Raw genomic sequence first — 19,234 nt, 5'->3', positions numbered from 1 at the left:
GGAAATGGCCATGCGTAAAAAAGGAGAGATTCTGGGCCTGGCAGAAATTGCCCGACCCGACTATGTGCTGATATCGAGCATCGGTTCAACGCATATCGAATTTCTGGGAAGCAAACGCAATATAGCTTTGGCCAAAGCAGAGATCTTCCGTTTTAAAAAACAAAAAGACAAAACTTATTATACTGTTCTGAATCAATACATGAATTATTTTGATACGGTTAAAACAATAGCCGGGCATAATGGGTTCCAGGTAAAAACTATCAAAGAAAAAGATTTTCTCAAATCTAATCAGCAGATCGTAACTGAGCTTGCTTTAAAACTGGGTATACCTAAACCCGATATTCAGAATGTCCTGCAAAATTTTCAGACAGAAAGCCCGCACCGTCAGACTGTTATTAAATGGAACAATAACATTTTGATTGATGATACCTACAACGCCAATCCCGAAAGCATGCGTTTCGCTATCCAAAAAATGATCAAAGATTTTCCCGGGCATAAAAAAATCGTAGTAATAGGCGAAATGAAGGAACTAGGTGCTTTTGTAGAAAAAGAACATGGGGAGCTGATCGAATATATTCTGAACAACAAATCCATAAACTCGGTCTGTTTTTTAGGCAATACCTATAAAAAAATTGAGAAAAAACAAGAGAAATGTTATTATTTTCTGGAGAAGACAGAAGTCGTACAACATTTGATAAGTCAGAAATTATCAAATTTTGCGTTATTGTTTAAGGGATCACGCTCAATAAAAATGGAAGAAATAATCGAACACCTCCTGAAAAAACCATGATCAATCTTTTTCTTATCACTTTTTGTCTTAACCTTTTTCTAACCAATTTTCTTATTAATATTTTCAGAGAACGTAATGTACGGCAGTATGTCTTGAAAGACGCACCGCAAACGCATCTGGCTAAACAGGGAACCCCTACCATGGGCGGCCTGGCAATTATAATTTCTATTATTTTTGTTCTGATATTTCAGAGGACTTACGTTAATTTTAACATTTATATGATACTTTTTCTGCTTATCAGTTTCGGTCTTATTGGAATGATAGATGATCTGGAGAAGGTCTTCAAGCGACAAAATAAAGGGCTGAAAGCCAGACATAAATTTCTCCTGCAAATTATTGTAGCCAGCATATTTGTAGGTATACTGGCCGCAGCCAACCATTATGGAAGTGTGTCAGGGCTCCTTTCTCATGTACCAGCTTTTGTTTACTATATATTTATCGTTCTCCTGATTGTAGGATTTTCCAATGCAGTGAATCTAACTGATGGCCTGGACGGCCTGGCCGCCGGCAACCTTTTGATAGCTTTTATCGGCATTTTCCTTTTTACTTTTTTCAATTCCAACTACAATCTGATGATGCTTTCCCTGGTCATTATGGGAACAATATTTGCTTTTCTCTGGTTTAATGTAAATCCGGCTAAAATCTTCATGGGAGATATTGGTTCGCTCTCTCTTGGCGCTGTGCTTGCCGGGATATCCATCCTGATCCACAAAGAACTTTTACTGCTGATTCTGGGAATTGTCTTTGTAATTGAAACACTTTCCGTAATGCTGCAAGTCTCCTATTTCAAGCTTACCAAAGGCAAGCGCATATTCAAAATGTCACCGTTGCATCATCATTTCGAACTTTCCGGCTGGACAGAAAACAAGGTAGTAACACGCTTCTGGATAATCGGTGTCCTTGCCCTGCTCATTGCCATGAATTTCAGTTAGTATGCAAAAAATATCCGCGCTTAATTTGTCCGACATAAGGAAAATCTGCATTTTCGGTACAGGTATGACCGCGACTGCTGTGAGAAACAAATTGTCTGAATTCCCCGAATATCAGGAAGTATCACCGCAGGCTAAACCCGATCTGGGCATTATTTCACCCGGACTTGTGACCGAAGAATATCGTAAAAAATATAGCTTCCCGATTATTAGTGAAATCGAATGGGCTTATCTTCTCTTTAAACACCTCGGCAAATTACCCTTTTTCATTGCTATTTCCGGCACAAACGGCAAGACGACCACAACCCATCTGGTGGCTGATCTGCTGGACATACCGATGGCCGGCAATGTTGGAATCCCTCTGATCAATTATGTAAGTAAAAATTTAACTGAAATTCCCGTGAGTTTCTCTCTGGAAATGTCCAGTTATCAAATCGAGCAGTCTCCTGCTTTTACACCTGATATTTATATTCTGATGACCATAACCGAAGACCATCTGGACAGGCATAAAACCATGGATAATTATGCCAATGTCAAAATGAGCCTGGCTGAGCGGCAGTCTGAAAATCAGGCTTTTATTTATAATGGAGCTGATGAGTGGATAGTTAAAAAAGTTAAAAAGTTAAAAAATAAAAAAGTGCGGCTGATAGATTTTACGCGGGGAAGAAAGATGTTCGCCAAAGAACTTGCTGCATCTCCTCTGCTGGGCAAACATAATGAAGACAACCTACTGGCCGCATTAAGCGCGGCTGCTCTGGTAAAGAAGAAAAGTTATGTACAAAAAGTCAAAAAAATAAAAAAAATACCGCACAGGCTGGAACCCGTAGGTATTGTGAAAAATATCGAATTTATTAATGATTCCAAAGCTACAAATCCCGATTCCACAATAGCCGCACTGAAGTCAATCAATGTAAAGCGCATGATACTCTTACTGGGAGGACAAAAAAAACAGGCTTCCTACGAACCCATGTTTGAGCTGATCCGCAAAGGCAGGATTAGGGTTTTAACTTTCGGTGAAGCCAGAGAATTTTTTAATGAAAATCTGCGGAGTGTCGGGCTGGTGCTGGCGTCAAAACCAACCATGAAGGAAGCTGTAAAAACGGCTTTTAAAAAAGCAGCCGACAGAGATATAATTGTTTTGTCACCCGGTTGTGCTAGTTTTGATGAGTTCCATAATTTTGAGGAAAGAGGAAATGTCTTTAGAAAACTGGTATCAGGATTATCCGCCGAAAAGTAAGCCCGATAAACTGCTTTTTTTCGCGGCCTTATTTTTAGTACTCTTCGGGCTGATGATGATTATCAGTTCATCAACAATTCTGGGATTCAAGGTTTATAACGACAGTTTTTATTTCGTTAAAAAACATCTGCTTTTTATAGGTATGGGCATCGTTCCGTTTTTGCTGGGCTATATGATCCCTCATCAGGTCTGGCGCAAATGGTCGTTTTATCTATGGATCGGTTCGCTGTTTCTGGTGCTGCTGACTTACATACCGCATATCGGCTCCACTGCGGGAGGGTCCTCGCGCTGGATAAACATTGCAGGCTTTCGCTTTCAGCCCTCTGATGTACTGAAGCTCACCTTGTTTTTATATGTTTCCCATTTGCTTGATTTGCGAAAAGACTATCTTAAAGACTTCAAACAAGTGGTTTTGCCAGTTTTTACTATTATCGGCATATCCGCTTTATTGGTACTGAAACAGCCGGACTTGGGTACTTCCATAGTTCTTGGCAGTGTTTCCCTTATACTCTTGTTCATATCAGGTTTCCCCATGGTTTATCTGGTAACTATTTTTTCCGGGGCCTTACTGGCTGCGATATTCAGTATTCTACATAATCCTTATCAGTTGAAACGGGTAACGGCTTTTTTAAACCCTTGGGATGACCCTCTGGGCAAAGGATTTCATATTATCCAGTCGCTAATAGCGGTTGGCAATGGAGGTTTATTTGGCCTGGGAATCGGACAATCACGACAAAAATTCTTCTACTTGCCCCAACAATATACAGACTTTATTTTTTCTATTATTGCCGAAGAATTTGGGTTTATCGCCACATCCATTTTTATTTTGTTTTTTCTCTTTTTTATTTATCGCTCGTTCCTGATTGCAGCCAGAAATCAGGACCTTTTCTCCAAATTGCTTTGTGTCGGTCTGGCCTTATGGATTGCCATTCAGGCTATTATTAATATCTCGGTTACCATCAATCTTATGCCTACCAAGGGTATAACCCTGCCCTTTATCAGTTTCGGCGGTACATCTTTAATAATGATTATGTGGATTACGGGAATAATACTGAATATTTCACGTTACAGGAACATAACCCAATGATTATTTTTACCTGCGGTGGCACAGGAGGACACATTACTCCGGCGTTAAATATTGCCGGGCAACTGCAAAGTGAATTTCTTTTTATCGGAGGGAACAGACTGGAAAAAGAATTACTTAAAGATGTGCCTTTTATGGAAATAACCACGTCACCTAGAAATCCCCTGCTTATCCTTAAAGGCATTCGTCAGGCCTTGCGAATTTTAAAAAATAAAAAACCAAAAGCAGTATTTTCTACCGGAGGATATGTTGCCTTTCCTGTAAGTATTGCGTCGATAATTCTCAGAATCCCACTGGTTTTACTGGAACAGAACAGCATCCCCGGAAGAGTTAACCGCTTCCTAAGCCCGTTTGCTACTCTTATCTTTACCGGATTCCCCGATTTTAAAAAAATTTTACCCGTGAAAAAAACTGTCTGCAGTGGTAATCCGGTCGCTTCTTGTGCTCACCTGATTAGAAAAAAGAAAAACAAGGTACTGGTCATGGGTGGAAGTCAGGGAGCCAGAAAGCTTAACCGGACTATGCTGGAATTATTAAAACTGTTGCCGGGAGAAAAGCTTGAACTGATCTGGCTTACCGGAAACAAAAATTACAGAGAAATTGAAAATGAACTGGAAAAAATGCCCGGTTTATCGGTTCAGGGCCAGGGTAGTTATCTGTTCGATGATATAAAAATTCAACTTTTACCTTTTCATTCCAAAGTAACTGACATGCTGCCGGATATCAAATTTGCCATAAGCCGCGCTGGCGCCATGAGCATTGCCGAACTAACAGCCTACGAAATACCGGCTATTTATGTGCCCTATCCCCATGCCGCCGATAACCATCAATTTTACAACGCAGCCTTTGTCACACAGAAAAAAGGTGGTGTTTTGCTGGAAGACAAAGACCTTACCGCGCAGACTTTATATGACAGTCTGAAAATTTTAATGGCAAATTATGCGGATTTCGTACATAATTTACAAGTTATGAATAAAACTAATGCGTTAACAGTGATAATGCTGGAATTGGCAAAAAGAGGATTGAACTAATTATGTTTTTAAATAAAAAACGTATTCATTTTATCGGTATAGGCGGCAGCGGTATGAACCCTCTGGCCAAAATCCTTATTGATATGGGCTACGAAGTTTCCGGCAGTGATATCAAGGAAAACGTTTATACTCTGAGGCTTAAAGAAATGGGCGCCCAGATATTTTACGGACATGATGAAAGTAATATACGTCTGGCCGAGGTTGTAGTTATTTCCTCGGCAATTAAAGAAGATAACATAGAATATTTAATGGCTAAAAGCAATCGCATGCCTATTTATAAAAGAGCAGAACTGCTTTCTTTTATCATGGACAAACATGAAAACCGCATCGCGGTTTCCGGGACTCACGGCAAAACCACAACTACCAGCTTCCTCTCACATTATTTACAAGTTGAAGATAAAAATCCTACATTCGTAATCGGAGCGCCCCTGAAGCATTTGAACACTGCTTCTCAATTCGGCACAAACGAATACATTGTCGCTGAAGCCGATGAAAGTGACAGATCTTTTTTATTTTTAAACCCCACTGTTATTGTTATTACCAATATTGAAGAAGAACATTTAGATGAATATGAGGACCTGCAGGATATTATTGATACCTTTTCCCGTTTTACCGACCGTCTGCCACCGGAAAAGAATTGTCTGATCATTCATGGCGACGATGAAAATATCAAAAAAATAAATCTGAAAAATAAAAACGTTATCACTTACGGTCTAGGCGAAAACAATATTGTTCAGGCCAGAAATATCCGCAAGAAAGACCAGAAAATTTATTTTGATGTTTATATAAAAGGCAACCTCGTCGCTGAAAATATCTGTCTGAATATACCCGGAATGCAAAATGTGCTTAATAGTCTGGTTGTGTTTGCCTTTGCCTATTCACATCACCTGTCCCTGAACAATGTAACCAAATCTTTTCTAAGCTTCGAAGGTGCGTCACGTCGTTTTCATAAAGTCGGAGAGGTTAATGAAATAGAAATCTATGATGATTACGCACACCACCCGACAGAGATCAAGTATACATTGGAAGCAGCCAAAAACTTTGGCAAAAGGGTAGTGGCGATTTTCCAGCCACATCGTTATTCTCGTTATAATGCTTTTTATGATAAATTTGCCGAGGTTCTCGATATCGCCGATTTTGTTGTGGTTACAAATGTTTATGCGGCAGGAGAAAGTAACTCCAGTAATTTAAGTATTAATAATATGTTGAAGCTGATGAATAAAAACAAAACTTTGTATATTAAAAATATCGGAGATATAGGTAGAACAGTTATGGAAATTATCAAGCCTGGCGATCTGGTAATTACTCTGGGCGCTGGTGATATAACTCACGTTTCCAAAGAAATTTTTCAGCAATTAAAGGCAAAAAATATTGAACTATGAATGAATCTACATTAAATGCCAGCAAACTTAGTAATCTTTGGGCCACCGGTCTGGATTACAGGGTTATCTATCCTGAAAATATAGAAGAACTTCTGGCCATAAAAGAGCCGTACATTGTAATTGGTAACGGAACTAATTCTTTTTACCTGAATCCGCAAAAAGAAGCTTTTGTCAGTCTGAAATTACTAAAAAAAATTACGATATTACCGGATTGCCAAATAGAAGCAGAAGCAGGCGTTCTCCTGCCGGAAATTATCGCAAAAGCCAAAAAATTCAGTTTATCCGGACTGGAGTTTACATATCCTGTTCCTGCCAGTCTGGGCGGTGCGATTGTGCAGAACTTCGGTGCTTACGACGAAGAAATCAGTAATCTTCTCAAAAAAATAACTGTTTTAAATCCTAAGACCAAAATCATTTCTGAAATAAAAATCACTTCTAAACAAAAAATTTTCTCTTATCGTTCATCAACTTTAAAAAAAGAAGGGCTTGTTTTACTCAATGCTACATTACAATTTCACAAAGATACGCTGGATAATATCAATAAAAAATTATCTGAAATGACCTATAAAAGAAAAAATTTATATCCTTTGAACCACACTCTGGGAAGCGTTTTTCTGAATACCAAGGAATACAGCGCAGGTAAACTTCTTGATGAAGCGGGATTAAAAGGATTCCAATATAAAAATACTTTTGTGTCCAAGCAACACGCGAATGTAATCATAACCAAGAACTCCAGTGTACAGGAAGTAAACGAACTTATTCAAATAATGAAAAAAAAGGTAAAAGAAAAATTTAAAATTGAATTGAAAGAAGAAATTGTAATCCGTTAAATCGGTTATCTTTTTTCTATATTCAGAACATCACTCAACTCGTTTTGTGTTATCTCTACACTTTCGTTGCTGGTACTATCCTTTTGGGTATGAGCAGCTGAACCGATATCTCGTATAACCGCGATATGAGCGGCAAGTTCCCCAATAAGTTTATTTGTTTTGTCCATGAAAAACGCCATCTTCTGGTTAGAATCATTTGCTTCTTTGGACAAGGTGGTATTACGCTTGGCAATTTCCAGGATTTTAGTTACTTTTTCCAGGGTCAATTCATATTTGTCATCAATATCATTGGTAGCGTTCAAATTTTTTATTGAGATCTCTTTGACTTTATTCATTAATTCCACCAATTCCTTGAAGCTTGTAGAAAACTCATGTATAGCCTTATTGCTGTCTTCAATGTCGTCAGCGATATTGGCGGTAATTGTAACAACTTCGATACTCGATGCTGTAACCTGTTCGGATGCAGCGGAAATACTCTCTATCTGTGTAACTGTATTTTTAACAACTTCAATAATATTATTTAAAGCATTGTTGGCTTCCTGGGCGAGATTTGACCCCTTTTCCACTTGTTTTGTGCTGTCTTCCATAGATTTCACGGCTTTATCCGTATCTTCCTGTATCTTGCTGATAAGTACGGCGATTTCTCTGGTTGCGTTGGTTGCCCGCTCTGCCAGTTTCCTAACTTCATCTGCTACCACTGCAAAGCCCCTGCCCTGCTCTCCTGCCCTGGCCGCTTCAATAGCGGCATTAACCGATAATAAATTCGTTTGTTTGGATATATCATCGATAAATTCAATTATGGCACTGATCTTGCTGGAATTTTCGCCTAAAGTTGTAATAATTTTAGCCGCGTCCAGTACGGTCTTTTTGATAGCAACCATACTTTCCAGAGTATCAGAAACAATACATTGACCCTGCATAGCTACTTCCTGGGTTTGATTGGCAAACTGGGCAATGCCGATGGCTTCATTGGAAACCTCATGAATGGCAGTGGCTATCTGGTGGATAATATTTTTTGTCTTATTAACCTCTGAGGCCTGATATTCAGCGGTTTTTGCCAGATCAAGCATAACATCGTCATTACGCTTTACAGCATCTGCTGTGTTTTGTATTTCCGATACTTGCACACCTGAAGAAATTGCCATATTCTTCAATAAATTCATCATTGTCTGCATATCCACGGCAATATTATGCGTATCTTCTTCCTGGCTGTTAGTTCCTCTGGATACATCCTGAATAATCCTGCTCAACAAATGTATGCCTCTTTCTGCATTTCTGACAGCTGAAAGCAACTTTTGTGAAAAATCCGCCAGATTAATGGAGGTAGCATAGATTTTTTTATACAGATTATGCATTTGCTTCCCGCTCTCTGTTGTTGCCTCCCCAAGTTCCTGAAACATATCACCCGTAAGGAAATTGATGTTAATAATCTCGTCGTCATTTACCATCAGCTTCATGGCTTCTTTGAGCTTTTGCAACCTGTAATTAACATGTACATCGAAAAATCTGGAAAAAACCAACCCTATGGGGACCAGTAGGAGTAAAAGAAACAAGTAAAAACCTACAACATAAATAATAGAATGATTTGTGGATTTAAGCTTTTGGACCATAAAGATGAGTGATACATCCGTATTTTCCAGGCTTTCTTTAAAAATAATAAATTTTTGCTTATTCAACTTTACGCTCCTGTTTTTGTTTATAGCGTTGAGTAACTTTTTATTGTATAGAGAAACGTTAACATTAGAATTATTTTCGTAAATCATGGTATCGGATTCAGAATCCATCATGGCTATAATATATTTCATAGAAAAACGGTCTTTACCGAAAATTATTCTGAAAAGATTAACGCTATCGAAAATGATACCTGCATAACCGATAATCTGGTCCTTATCCCGGACCGGATAAGAAACAAAAAGATAGTTTCTGTTCAAATCTCCCGGTATCAACCTTAGTGAACAGGTTTTTAGTTTTTCTTTTTCAAAATATTTTTCCAGGAAAGCCACTCTGCCGTTAAGACTGTCTGCTATAACCTTGCCGTGTGTATTAAGCAACACCAAATTTACCATATAACGCTGGTCGGAAATAATTTTAGGCCATAAAGTTTCATATAGTAAAGTTTTTGCCTCCATATTATTTTTTAAGGCCAGAATAACTTTTTCATTAGCGGCCAGTTGTTTAATCTGCCCCTGATAATGGTCTTTAAATTCAAAAACCCTGAAAGCTAAAAAATGCAAGAGATCAGGATAATATTTGGTTCGTTCCTGGTCCAGTCTGTTTCTCATGATCTGATGAGCAACAATAGCCAATACAAACATCATTAAAAAAGAAATGAGTAGAAGTTGAATTAAACCTATTTTCTTTACAGTCAATGGTTTTAACATATAAACCTAAATATAAATTATCTCTTGATGAGACTTTCCCCTCTTGGCTTTATCGAAACATACTCGACACAAAATGGAATTTCGGCGAGGCGCCAAGGAAGCGAGCAGCGGAAATGTACTTAATAGTACATTGAGCAGCGAGCGACATAGGCAACAATACCGAAAACCATTTTACTAAGAGTATATATATAGCATAGCGTATTTTAGTTAACTTTTAAATATTTTTCAGTAAGTAAGCCGCATATTTTTTTGGTGTTTTTAGCAATCTTGAAGAATAAGAAACAACGGAAAAAGAATTGCTCGGGATTTATCGTGAATGTATCCAGAACAATTTTATAAAAATTAATAGTCATGTTCGGAAATATTTTGAGCAGATGATAAGCTTCCATGTCCACCAAATCGGCTGATGGATACTGTTTGGCCAAACGTGCTTTCTTTTGCAGACTGTTTACCGTAACCAAACTGAAGGAGTTATTCTTTTCCACTACCTCAACATGTTTGCCGTTTTCACCATAAACAATCCCAACTCTTATTATTGTCCCAGAGAAATAATCTTTTATTGCTCCGGCATTACCTACATTTACAATCTGTTTGAATGAATATTTATCCTGGGGAAAAAATTGTTTGAAATTTCTTTGCAAAGATTTTTTGCCTACGCCTGTGATAAATACAGCAAAAGATTTTTGTTCATATTTTCCCAAATAAAAATGAATGTTCTGACGCTGGCAAATTTTCAGCAAAGGATATATTTCGTATTTTTCAGCGGCAACAATTAGCAGGTCAATTTTTTTCAAAGCCGGTTCAGGTCAGCTATTACATAACCTGTAAGCAATTTCGGGAAAAAATCAGTGGATTTCTGCGGCATTGTCTGTTTATCTTCGGCAACCTTTATTACACTTTCCACGTCCGTTGGTTTAAGCAAAAAACATTGTGAATAATCATTGTTTTTCACTGCTTTCACTGTTCCTGCAGGATCGCGCTTATAATCCACATAAATGTTATTAGCCAGGTCTTCCTTGGTGATCCCCATTATTTTATCCAGTATAACCTGGTGCAGAATATAAACATCCAGTTCTTTTAATGATTCTGGAACGGGCGCTGAAAACAAACCTGCTTTCAGGGTTAGCTGATAAAGAGTATCTGGTTTGTCGGCAGCATAATAAATAAAAGAATGCCTGGGTAAATCGTTGATCAGACGGTGTATTTGGTTTAAATCCTCGGGTAAAGGTATTTTTTTTATGATGAACATTTGTTCCAGATCAGACAGTATCTTATTGAAATCATATTTAAAAACTTTTTTTATCAACCGATGGGTGGGTAATATACGTAGCGCCTGATCATACACATTTATCAAAGACATCATGCAATATCCAGTATCCTGTTGTTCGCGTGAATAGGCCAGGGCCGTTTCATAACGATGATGACCGTCTGCAATATACAGTTTTTTATCTTCCAGCAATTGCTCGATTTTATTAATTAAAATTTCGTCTTTGATAATATATATTTTTTGTCTGATACCTTCATCATCTATAAAATCGGCATAAAGTTCCTTGCCGGTATTCTGGTCCAGCAAAGAATTTATCATATTTTCCGGGTCACTATAAAGCATAAAGATTTGCCCCAGATTAATGTGCGTTGCTCTTATCAGCTCCAGTCTGTCTTGTTTTGGTCCTTTTAAAGTCTGCTCATGGGGATAAACAACATTTTCTTTATAATCATAAAGTTTGCCCATTCCGATTAAAGCTTTGCGCGTTATTTTTTCTCCGAAAAAATCAAAGGTTTGCTCGAGAAAAAAGAATGCTTTCTGTGGCAGGGGTTTCAAAATACCTTTTTTCATCCATTCATCCAGATAATATCTGGACGTTTTGTATGGGTTGTTATCTATTTCAGACTTATTTTTTTCTATTCGGATAATATTATATGGAGATTTCGCATAATAGTTTTCCTGCATTTGCGGAGAGATTTTGTCATATGGTTGAGAAACCACCTGAGCCAGGTCATTTGCTAACTCTTTGTTATAAAGAACACCGGAAAAAGGTCTGAATTCAACCATGCAACACATTATATTCTAAATTCTAAAATTTGTAACATCGGAAATTTATCATTATAGACGAACTCTTGCTTCTAAAATATAATTTAGGGATGAACTATATATTGGAAATCGGTACAGAAGAAATTCCGGCCAGATTTGTAGCGGAACTTATTCAAGACCTGAAAAATAATATCGAAACAGCTTTAAGAGAATCTTTGTTGCATTTTAAGGTTATCAAATCTTTTGCTACATATCGCCGGCTTGCAGTAATGGTTTGCGATCTGGCAGCACAGCAGGATGACTTAACCCAGGAATTCAAGGGGCCACCGGCTAAAATTGCTATGAACACAGATGGGAGTTATACTCCGGCAGGTTTGGGCTTTTTAAAAAAGCAAAATGTTACCGAAGGAACTGTAAAAGAAAGCTATTTATACGCGAAAGTATTCCAGAAGGGTAAAAAAACCGAAGAAATCCTGGGAGCATTAATCCTTAGATCAATAAAAAATATTCATCTGCCGTTAACTATGAAATGGGGGGTTGAAGACGAACCCTTCATCAGGCCTGTACACTGGATTTTATCTTTACTGGACAATACCATTATTCCTCTGACCTTCGCAGGTCAGTCAGCGGCTGATATTACATACGGCCACCGCTTCTTATCGGATAATGATAGCCTGTTTGGGAAAAAAGTGGTTTTAAATAAAGCCGGAGACTACGAAGCAAACCTAAATAAGTATCAGGTAATTGCCGCTCTGGACCAAAGAAAAAAAGAAATTATTTCGCAAATACAGACTTTTGATAAAGACATGGCGATTCCTGAAGATTTACTTGATGAAGTTACATCGTTGGTGGAATTCCCTACAGTTTTAAAAGGAAACTTCCCAGAGGACTTTCTGCAAATACCGGAAAGAATCCTTATAACCACGATGCAAAAACATCAGAAATATTTTGCCATTCACAAAAAAGGCAGGCTCACCAATAATTTCCTGATTGTTGCCGATAATGTTACCTCAACCAATAAACCCACTATTATTAACGGCAATGAACGCGTACTTAAGGCCCGTCTGCATGACGCGCGTTTCTATTATCAGGAAGACATCAAACATGATTTTGCTTTCTTTCTGGAAAAGCTGAAAAATGTTACCTTCCAGCAAAAACTGGGGTCCATGAAAGATAAAACCGATCGCAACCTGCTTTGTGCCAAAGAAATCTATCCGCTTATCAAACTTTCAGCCACAGATCAAAAAATAACTGACTCAATTATTAAATTGGCTAAGGCTGACCTGGCCACTACCATGGTTTTTGAATTCACGGAACTTCAAGGTTATATAGGCCAGCAATATGCTCTGCAATGGGGTTATGACAAAATCGTTGCTGACGGCATTCTGGAACATTATTATCCGGTATTTGCTGGTGATAAACTACCGACAACAATTTACGCTTCTATAGCTTCCCTAAGCGATAAAATCGACACGGTCAGCAGTCATTTTGCATTGAACCACATTCCATCAGGTTCCAATGATCCTTATGGTTTACGACGTCAGGCAAACGGTATTCTGCAAATACTTTTTGAAAACGAACAGCTTGCTTTGGACTTAAATATTCTGTTGCAAAAATCCTTGCAAAGTATTCCGAATGTTTCCGACAGACCAAAAGTTCTTGTCGAACTAACCGATTTCTTTTTACTGCGCATGGAAAGTTTGCTTAAAGACAAGGGGCTGTCCATAGATGTAGTCAAAGCAATCAATACTCTGAACATAAAACAGCTAAAAAAACGTTTTACCTTCCTGCCTTTGCTCCAGGCATCAGAACCCTATAAGCTTGTTGCCGAGGCAGCAGTACGTATTAATAATATTTGTAAAAATTTCCCGGAAAGCCGGGAAATAAAACCAGCTTTATTTGAGCACGACATTGAAAAGCAATTGCTCAAATCTTATGAAAACATTCAAAAAGAATTGGCTAAACCCTGGGATAAAACACTTACTGAAAAATTGTCGGATTTTGCTCGGTTGATTGACAAATATTTCGACAAAGTAATGGTCATGGTAGATAACACGGACTTAAAAAACAACCGCTTAAGCCTGCTCAAAAATATCGATAACTTTTTCAAGGAAATTGCCGACTTCAAAGCGCTGGTAATAACCGCGAAATAGGCATTTACTTTATTTCAACTCTTACGAAAATCTATGCTGATCTTCATTGAATATCACACTTCGTCAAGCTCAGTGTGACACTTTCTTCTAGTCATGCTGAGCCTGACGAAGCATGAGTCTGCTTACATCGAGTAAAGTCGAAGGGAAACATGAACAATCTTTCTCCACAAGTGGAGAAAGATGTCCAAAGGACAGATAGAGGCGGTGGAGAGAGGCCGGGGGTGAGGTAACAAGCCTAAAGAAACTCCGAAAGTTTTCTTAGCTGATACCCGTTATCTTTCAAATATTTTATGACTCTGGGCAAAGCTCTTACTGAAACATCATTCCCATTGTGCATGAGAATTATTGCCCCGGGTTTTAATCCGTTCTGCAAAGCTTGCATAACTTCTGTTACTCTGCTTTCAATCTGGGCTTCGCTCAGCTTCTTTTTGCTGTCATATAAGAAGTCGCTGCAGTTTACTGACCAGCCTATGGGCAACAAATTTTCTTTCCTGCAGACATTCAATACAATACTATTGAACCTGCCGCCGGGAGGCCTGAAAAATCTGGGAGTTAATCCCAAAATATCCGCGATGAGCTTGTTGGTCTCCTTGATCTCAAAATCTACTTCATCCACAAAAAAATTATCAAGCCGGTTGTGGTTATAAGTATGATTGCCCACATCATGACCGGACAAATAAATTTTCTCAACCAGGTCGGGGTATTTGATAATATTCATACCAATCAGAAAAAATGTGGCTTTAACGTTTTCACTGGCCAGAATTGCCAGTATTGCTTCGGTATTCCGGGGTAAAGGACCATCATCGAAGGTCAGAGCTACGGTCTTTTTGGAAGTCTGGAAATCATTAATCAGTCCTGACGGCTGATAAGCATAAATAAACATGCCCAGAATGAATATTAATACTATTAATCGCAGTTTATAACCCATATTACTTTATATGCATTATTTTGTGAGCTTGAGGAATTACCCGCACATCATTCAATTTCTTTTTCGCTACGGAATAGGCTGAAATAATTTCTTCATGTGTAGGGATAGCTTTAACTTTTTTATGAGGAGTCACAGGTTGAATAATAAAAGGTATATCTTTCTTAACAAAAGCTGTTATTTCTATTGCTTTCCTAAGATCATTTACGTTAAATTTGGGCAGTAACACAAACTTGATAAATGTATCTTCATCCTGAACCATTTCCAGCGATTCCTGAAATTCCTTGTCATAACCTGGTTTATAGTCCAGAGAATAGATATCGATATATTTTTTAACTTCAGCCAGATAAGCCGGTAAAGTAGCATTGGTTTCCAGGTATTTGGCCAATTTGATTTCCGGCAATAATAAAAGCAAGTCATTAATCTGTAGTAACGGCTCGCCTCCGGTTATGGACAACGAATGATGGTAGCATGTATTTAATTCTTCTATTTCCTTTAACACTTCAGATTTATCATAGTATTTTCCCTCGGAAATATTTTCGTCACAGTAATCGCAGTCAATGTTGCAGCCTGCAAGACGCAAGAAAATCTGGCGATACCCTATATAAAGCCCCTCACCCTGTATTGAAGAAAAAATATCCGCTATCTGCACTAGCGCACCTTTTCAAGTTTCCCGTATTTAGGCATTATCAGCTTTATATCTTCCCCAAACTGAATTTGCAAAGAAATAGCCGGTCCATGTCCAATGGTTTTCACAACTCGTCCGTTGCCAAAAATTGGCGAAGCTACCTGATCTCCAACCTGATAGTCATAAACAGTTTTAGAATCATATACATCGTAATTTTTCTGATTGGCGTAATTTCTTAAAGAAGGTTTGGTGTCTATCATTACATAATCAGTTTTCAACGCTGATAGAATATGGTTAAAAGCTCCCAGTTTTTTACTAAGTTTTATTTCCATTTCTTCTTTAGGTATTTCATAAAAAAACCTGGACACGTCATGCGCTTTTGATTGCTCATAATAATATGACCTGTGGCTGGCTATGGTAATGAATAATTGATTTTTGGCCCTGGTAATACCCACATAACATAGACGACGCTCCTCTTCCAGTTCATGAGCTGTTGTCAGGGACTGCATATGCGGCAGTACGTTTTCTTCAAATCCGCATAAAAATACCACTTCATATTCCAATCCTTTTGCCGAATGAAGGGTCATTAATGTAACTGCTTGTTCATTCTTGTCTGGCTCATCCTGCTGCGTCATTAAGGCGCTTAAGGACAGGAACTCTTCCAGTGTATATTCACCTTCCTGAGTAGCTGTTACCAGTTCCTGAATGTTCTCAATTCTGGACATGGCTTCCGGGGTTTTCTCGGCTTCCAGCATCTGCTGATAACCTGTTTGTTTGATTATCCGGGAAATAAGCTCAGGTAATGGTAAATGTTTTTCTTCCCAATCTTTTCTGAGTTGCATTATCATCTGATAAAAACCGTTCAAAGTCTCGGAGTTCTTTTCTTTATAACCGGCCAAAACATCCATAATGGATATATTTTCCTGCTGAGATTTTTCGATCAGACGTTCTACGGTCAGCTTGCCTATTTTTCTGGTAGGAATATTAATAATTCTGGTTAAAGACACATCATCTTTGGGATTATAAACCAACCGCAAATAGGCCAGTATATCTTTAATTTCTTTCCTTTCGTAAAATCTGAACCCGCCGTATACTCGGTACTTGATATTATATTGAAGCAGCAATTCTTCCAGTACCCTGCTCATGGCATTCGTTCTGTAGAGGATAGCGATTTCATTGGGGTTGATTTTGTCTTTTATCATTTTCTCAATGGACTTGGCGATATATTCCGCTTCATCATATTCGTTTTGAGCGATAAAACATGTAGCTTTATGACCTTCGCCGTTCTCAGTCCAGAGATTTTTCTCTTTTCTTAATTTATTGTGCTTGATAATACTGTTGGCTATTTTTAAAATTTTCCCTGTGGAACGATAGTTTTGTTCCAGAACAATCACTTTGGCATCCGGGTAATCTTTTTCAAAATTAAGAATATTCTGGATGTTGGCCCCGCGCCAGGAATAGATATTCTGATCTATATCACCCACAACACAGATATGTTTATGTTTATTGCTGAGCAAATGGGCGATAAGATATTGCGGCATATTAATATCCTGATATTCATCGATCAGTATAAACTGGAATTGTTTCTGATATTTTTGCAGAATATCTTCATTCTCTTTAAATAAGGTCAGAACATTCAAAAGCAAATCATCAAAGTCCATAGCGTTATTTTTTAGAAGCTGCTTCTGATATTCGGCATAAACACCGGCCACAATTTCTTTAAAGTTATTATCCGCTGTTTTTTCATATTCAGCCGGAGATAACAGGATATTTTTAGCTTCACTTATGGCATACTGCACAGCAGTTGGTTTAATGTTTTTGGTATCTATATCTTTATCAGTCATAATTTTTTTAATTAAAGAAGCCTGATCATTGGAATCATAGATAACAAAACCTTTGCCATAGCCTAGTTTGTCCGCATAACGTTGCAAAATTTTATAACCCAGAGAATGAAATGTAAGTATCCATTTATCTTTGTAATCATTAAAAGTTACACCCAGAAGTTTTTCCACTCTGGCGAGCATCACCTGAGCTGCTTTGTTGGTAAAAGTAACTGCCAGTATATGCTGTAGCGGTATTTTGTCGTGTATATGGAGATAGGCAATTTTATGAGTAAGCACTCTGGTTTTGCCTGATCCCGCTCCGGCCAGAATAAGCAAAGGGCTATCCGTGTAGAGTACGGCCTGCTTTTGCTCTTTATTTAGATGGGTTAATAAGGATTCAACTACTTTTGCTTGCATCGGACTATGGTATTATCGCACGAATCGCACTTTTTTATAAGCAAATAAAAAGGCAGGGATTTCTCCCTGCCTTTTCTGGCGAACCGAAAACTGCTGATCTGCTTATTAGCTTTGTGCGAACTTCTGCGTAACTTCGCGCATAACATCCCCCTGAGTTTTGCCCGAAGCGTGTACCGCGCTGATCAGGTCTTTCAGTATCTGCAGTTTCTGTTGTACAAAGAACAAGTCACCTGGATTTAAATCCTGTCCGTCTATCCCCCATGATTCCAGCAAGCCGTTGGAATCAACTTTTTCCAATGATATATCGGATGTCGTTCCATCACCGGCAATGGTACCTTCTTTTAACGGAGAAAATTTTAATACTTTCCCGTCTGCATCTAACTGCACTCCTATACACATGGTTTTGCCTGTATCTTTATCTTCATACTGTACACTTATATTTACTCCATTTTCAGGATCAGTTGTTGGTGTTGGAATTATGGTAGCACCATCAGCTCCACCAGATACCTTTTGAGCATCAATTCCCAATAAAGATAAAATCGCATTTTTGTCTGCAGCACTTACGTTATCTCTTATATTCTTTACTTCTGCAGCGTCCAATTTATCAACAGCGAATATTTCACCATTTAATTTAGCAATACCTTTTCCGCCCATTTCCATAGTAATGCCCAAAATATCGGCATTTTTCTCGTTCATGGTATCAGCCACAGCAGACATGGCATTATCTCTGTTTACCGCACCCACAAATGAATAATCTAAACTCATATAATTTCCCCCTTTTATATTTTATCTTACCCACGCACAGAACATTAGCCAGAAGCTAAAAGAGCTAAAAGCTAAAAATCCCCCCCCTCTATTGTTTATTTTTTAGGCTCTGGTATGAATTATAAAAAAATAAATACCGATAAAAACCAGAGCTTATATTACTAACAATCTTAATATCGCCAATTTCTCACCAAATAATGTATCGATATTTACTGTTTCTTTTTTGTATTCCTCATTCTTGTCAAAGCCTGTGACACCCTGTATAATTTGGACTGTCTTAAAGCAGCCGTCAGGAAAGCCTGAACAGCTCATATCAGCAAACGAGCAGCGATAAGACAAGGTTAAGCCGACATAGCCCCGTAAAATAGTCTTGCTTTTCCGCAAGACGTAATTTTACGAGGGTCCTCGAAAACTAAAGAAGCAAAGCTTCTAGGTTTTTCGGGACTCAGCTGGTAAAATGGCTGTTTAATAAGGCGACTTAATGTACGTTAGCCGACATAGCTCAGCTGGTAGAGCAGCTGATTTGTAATCAGCCGGTCGTTGGTTCAATTCCGACTGTCGGCTCCAGTCTTTGCTTTGCGAGGAATGAAATGACGAGATTAGCAAAGACTGTCGCGCCGTAGCTTTAGCGAAGGCGGACAGATAACTTGCAGCTGACAAATTGATATAATAATGTATGTAATATCTAAACCAAATGGTTTACGGTTTATAAACATACTCGACGCAAAATGAAATTGCGGCGAGGCGCCAAGGAGTGAGCCACGGAGGTGTGCTTATAGCACATTGAGGAGGCGAACGACAAAGGCAACAAAGCCGCAAACCATTTT

At 38.3% G+C, this 19,234-nt stretch carries 15 protein-coding genes and 1 tRNA gene; 9 read left to right on the top strand and 7 right to left on the bottom strand.

The features are described 5' to 3' along the window. From PHV30_05855 to murB, 7 genes are all read left to right on the top strand, one after another. The coding region (locus PHV30_05855; protein ID MDD5456540.1) for a cyanophycin synthetase at positions 1 to 790 on the top strand (790 nt) is incomplete at its 5' end. After that, positions 787 to 1,722 carry a phospho-N-acetylmuramoyl-pentapeptide-transferase gene (gene mraY / locus PHV30_05850; protein MDD5456539.1) on the top strand — a complete coding sequence of 312 codons (936 nt, stop codon included), beginning with the start codon at positions 787 to 789 and terminating at the stop codon, positions 1,720 to 1,722. The genes PHV30_05855 and mraY, both read left to right, overlap by 4 nt. A 1-nt stretch (position 1,723) precedes the next feature. Beyond that, positions 1,724 to 2,956: a UDP-N-acetylmuramoyl-L-alanine--D-glutamate ligase gene (gene murD, locus PHV30_05845; protein ID MDD5456538.1), complete on the top strand. Its 1,233-nt coding sequence runs from the start codon at positions 1,724 to 1,726 to the stop codon at positions 2,954 to 2,956. Then, a complete protein-coding gene (ftsW, locus tag PHV30_05840) occupies positions 2,913 to 4,043 on the top strand; it encodes a putative lipid II flippase FtsW (protein ID MDD5456537.1) in 1,131 nt (376 codons plus the stop codon). The genes murD and ftsW overlap by 44 nt, the downstream gene beginning before the upstream one ends. Further along, the gene (locus PHV30_05835) at positions 4,040 to 5,071 is read left to right on the top strand and encodes a UDP-N-acetylglucosamine--N-acetylmuramyl-(pentapeptide) pyrophosphoryl-undecaprenol N-acetylglucosamine transferase (GenBank protein ID MDD5456536.1); all 1,032 of its coding nucleotides are present in this window, start codon (positions 4,040 to 4,042) and stop codon (positions 5,069 to 5,071) included. Before ftsW ends, PHV30_05835 begins: the two co-directional genes overlap by 4 nt. 2 nt (positions 5,072 to 5,073) lie before the next feature. Next, positions 5,074 to 6,453: a UDP-N-acetylmuramate--L-alanine ligase gene (gene murC, locus PHV30_05830; protein ID MDD5456535.1), complete on the top strand. Its 1,380-nt coding sequence runs from the start codon at positions 5,074 to 5,076 to the stop codon at positions 6,451 to 6,453. After that, positions 6,450 to 7,283 carry a UDP-N-acetylmuramate dehydrogenase gene (gene murB / locus PHV30_05825; protein MDD5456534.1) on the top strand — a complete coding sequence of 278 codons (834 nt, stop codon included), beginning with the start codon at positions 6,450 to 6,452 and terminating at the stop codon, positions 7,281 to 7,283. Before murC ends, murB begins: the two co-directional genes overlap by 4 nt. Before the next feature lie 5 nt (positions 7,284 to 7,288). Here murB and PHV30_05820 read toward each other — a convergent pair whose 3' ends face one another. The 3 genes from PHV30_05820 to PHV30_05810 all read right to left on the bottom strand — a co-directional run bounded on the left by PHV30_05820 (position 7,289) and on the right by PHV30_05810 (position 11,717). Then, a complete protein-coding gene (locus tag PHV30_05820; GenBank protein ID MDD5456533.1) occupies positions 7,289 to 9,664 on the bottom strand; it encodes a methyl-accepting chemotaxis protein in 2,376 nt (791 codons plus the stop codon). A 203-nt stretch (positions 9,665 to 9,867) separates the two neighbouring features. Next, complete coding sequence (locus PHV30_05815) at positions 9,868 to 10,458, bottom strand: hypothetical protein (protein ID MDD5456532.1); 591 nt, start codon at positions 10,456 to 10,458, stop codon at positions 9,868 to 9,870. Continuing rightward, positions 10,455 to 11,717, bottom strand: a complete 1,263-nt coding sequence (locus tag PHV30_05810; protein ID MDD5456531.1) for a DUF1015 domain-containing protein — start codon at positions 11,715 to 11,717, stop codon at positions 10,455 to 10,457. Before PHV30_05810 ends, PHV30_05815 begins: the two co-directional genes overlap by 4 nt. 89 nt (positions 11,718 to 11,806) lie before the next feature. On the opposite strand from PHV30_05810, the gene glyS reads away from it, so the two are divergent. Next, positions 11,807 to 13,849 carry a glycine--tRNA ligase subunit beta gene (glyS, locus tag PHV30_05805; GenBank protein MDD5456530.1) on the top strand — a complete coding sequence of 681 codons (2,043 nt, stop codon included), beginning with the start codon at positions 11,807 to 11,809 and terminating at the stop codon, positions 13,847 to 13,849. Positions 13,850 to 14,084: 235 nt separating this feature from the next. On the opposite strand, the gene PHV30_05800 is transcribed toward glyS, so the two are convergent. The 4 genes from PHV30_05800 to PHV30_05785 all read right to left on the bottom strand — a co-directional run bounded on the left by PHV30_05800 (position 14,085) and on the right by PHV30_05785 (position 18,407). Next, complete coding sequence (locus PHV30_05800; GenBank protein MDD5456529.1) at positions 14,085 to 14,777, bottom strand: polysaccharide deacetylase family protein; 693 nt, start codon at positions 14,775 to 14,777, stop codon at positions 14,085 to 14,087. Position 14,778: 1 nt separating this feature from the next. Next, on the bottom strand, positions 14,779 to 15,426 hold the full coding sequence (locus tag PHV30_05795) for a 7-carboxy-7-deazaguanine synthase QueE (GenBank protein ID MDD5456528.1): 648 nt from the start codon (positions 15,424 to 15,426) through the stop codon (positions 14,779 to 14,781). Further along, entirely contained in the window at positions 15,426 to 17,642 is a 2,217-nt protein-coding gene (locus PHV30_05790) for a UvrD-helicase domain-containing protein (GenBank protein MDD5456527.1), read from the bottom strand. The genes PHV30_05795 and PHV30_05790 overlap by 1 nt, the downstream gene beginning before the upstream one ends. Before the next feature lie 105 nt (positions 17,643 to 17,747). Then, entirely contained in the window at positions 17,748 to 18,407 is a 660-nt protein-coding gene (locus tag PHV30_05785) for a hypothetical protein (GenBank protein ID MDD5456526.1), read from the bottom strand. Between the two features lie 491 nt (positions 18,408 to 18,898). On the opposite strand from PHV30_05785, the gene PHV30_05780 reads away from it, so the two are divergent. Further along, positions 18,899 to 18,974 (top strand) — tRNA-Thr (locus tag PHV30_05780). The last annotated feature ends 260 nt before the right edge of the window (positions 18,975 to 19,234 follow it).

It is taken from the genome of Candidatus Margulisiibacteriota bacterium (genome assembly GCA_028715625.1).
Classification (GTDB): domain Bacteria; phylum Margulisbacteria; class Riflemargulisbacteria; order GWF2-35-9; family GWF2-35-9; genus JAQURL01.
Note: the sequence above shows the minus strand (reverse complement) of the source record. Positions and strands in the feature narration are given on the sequence as shown.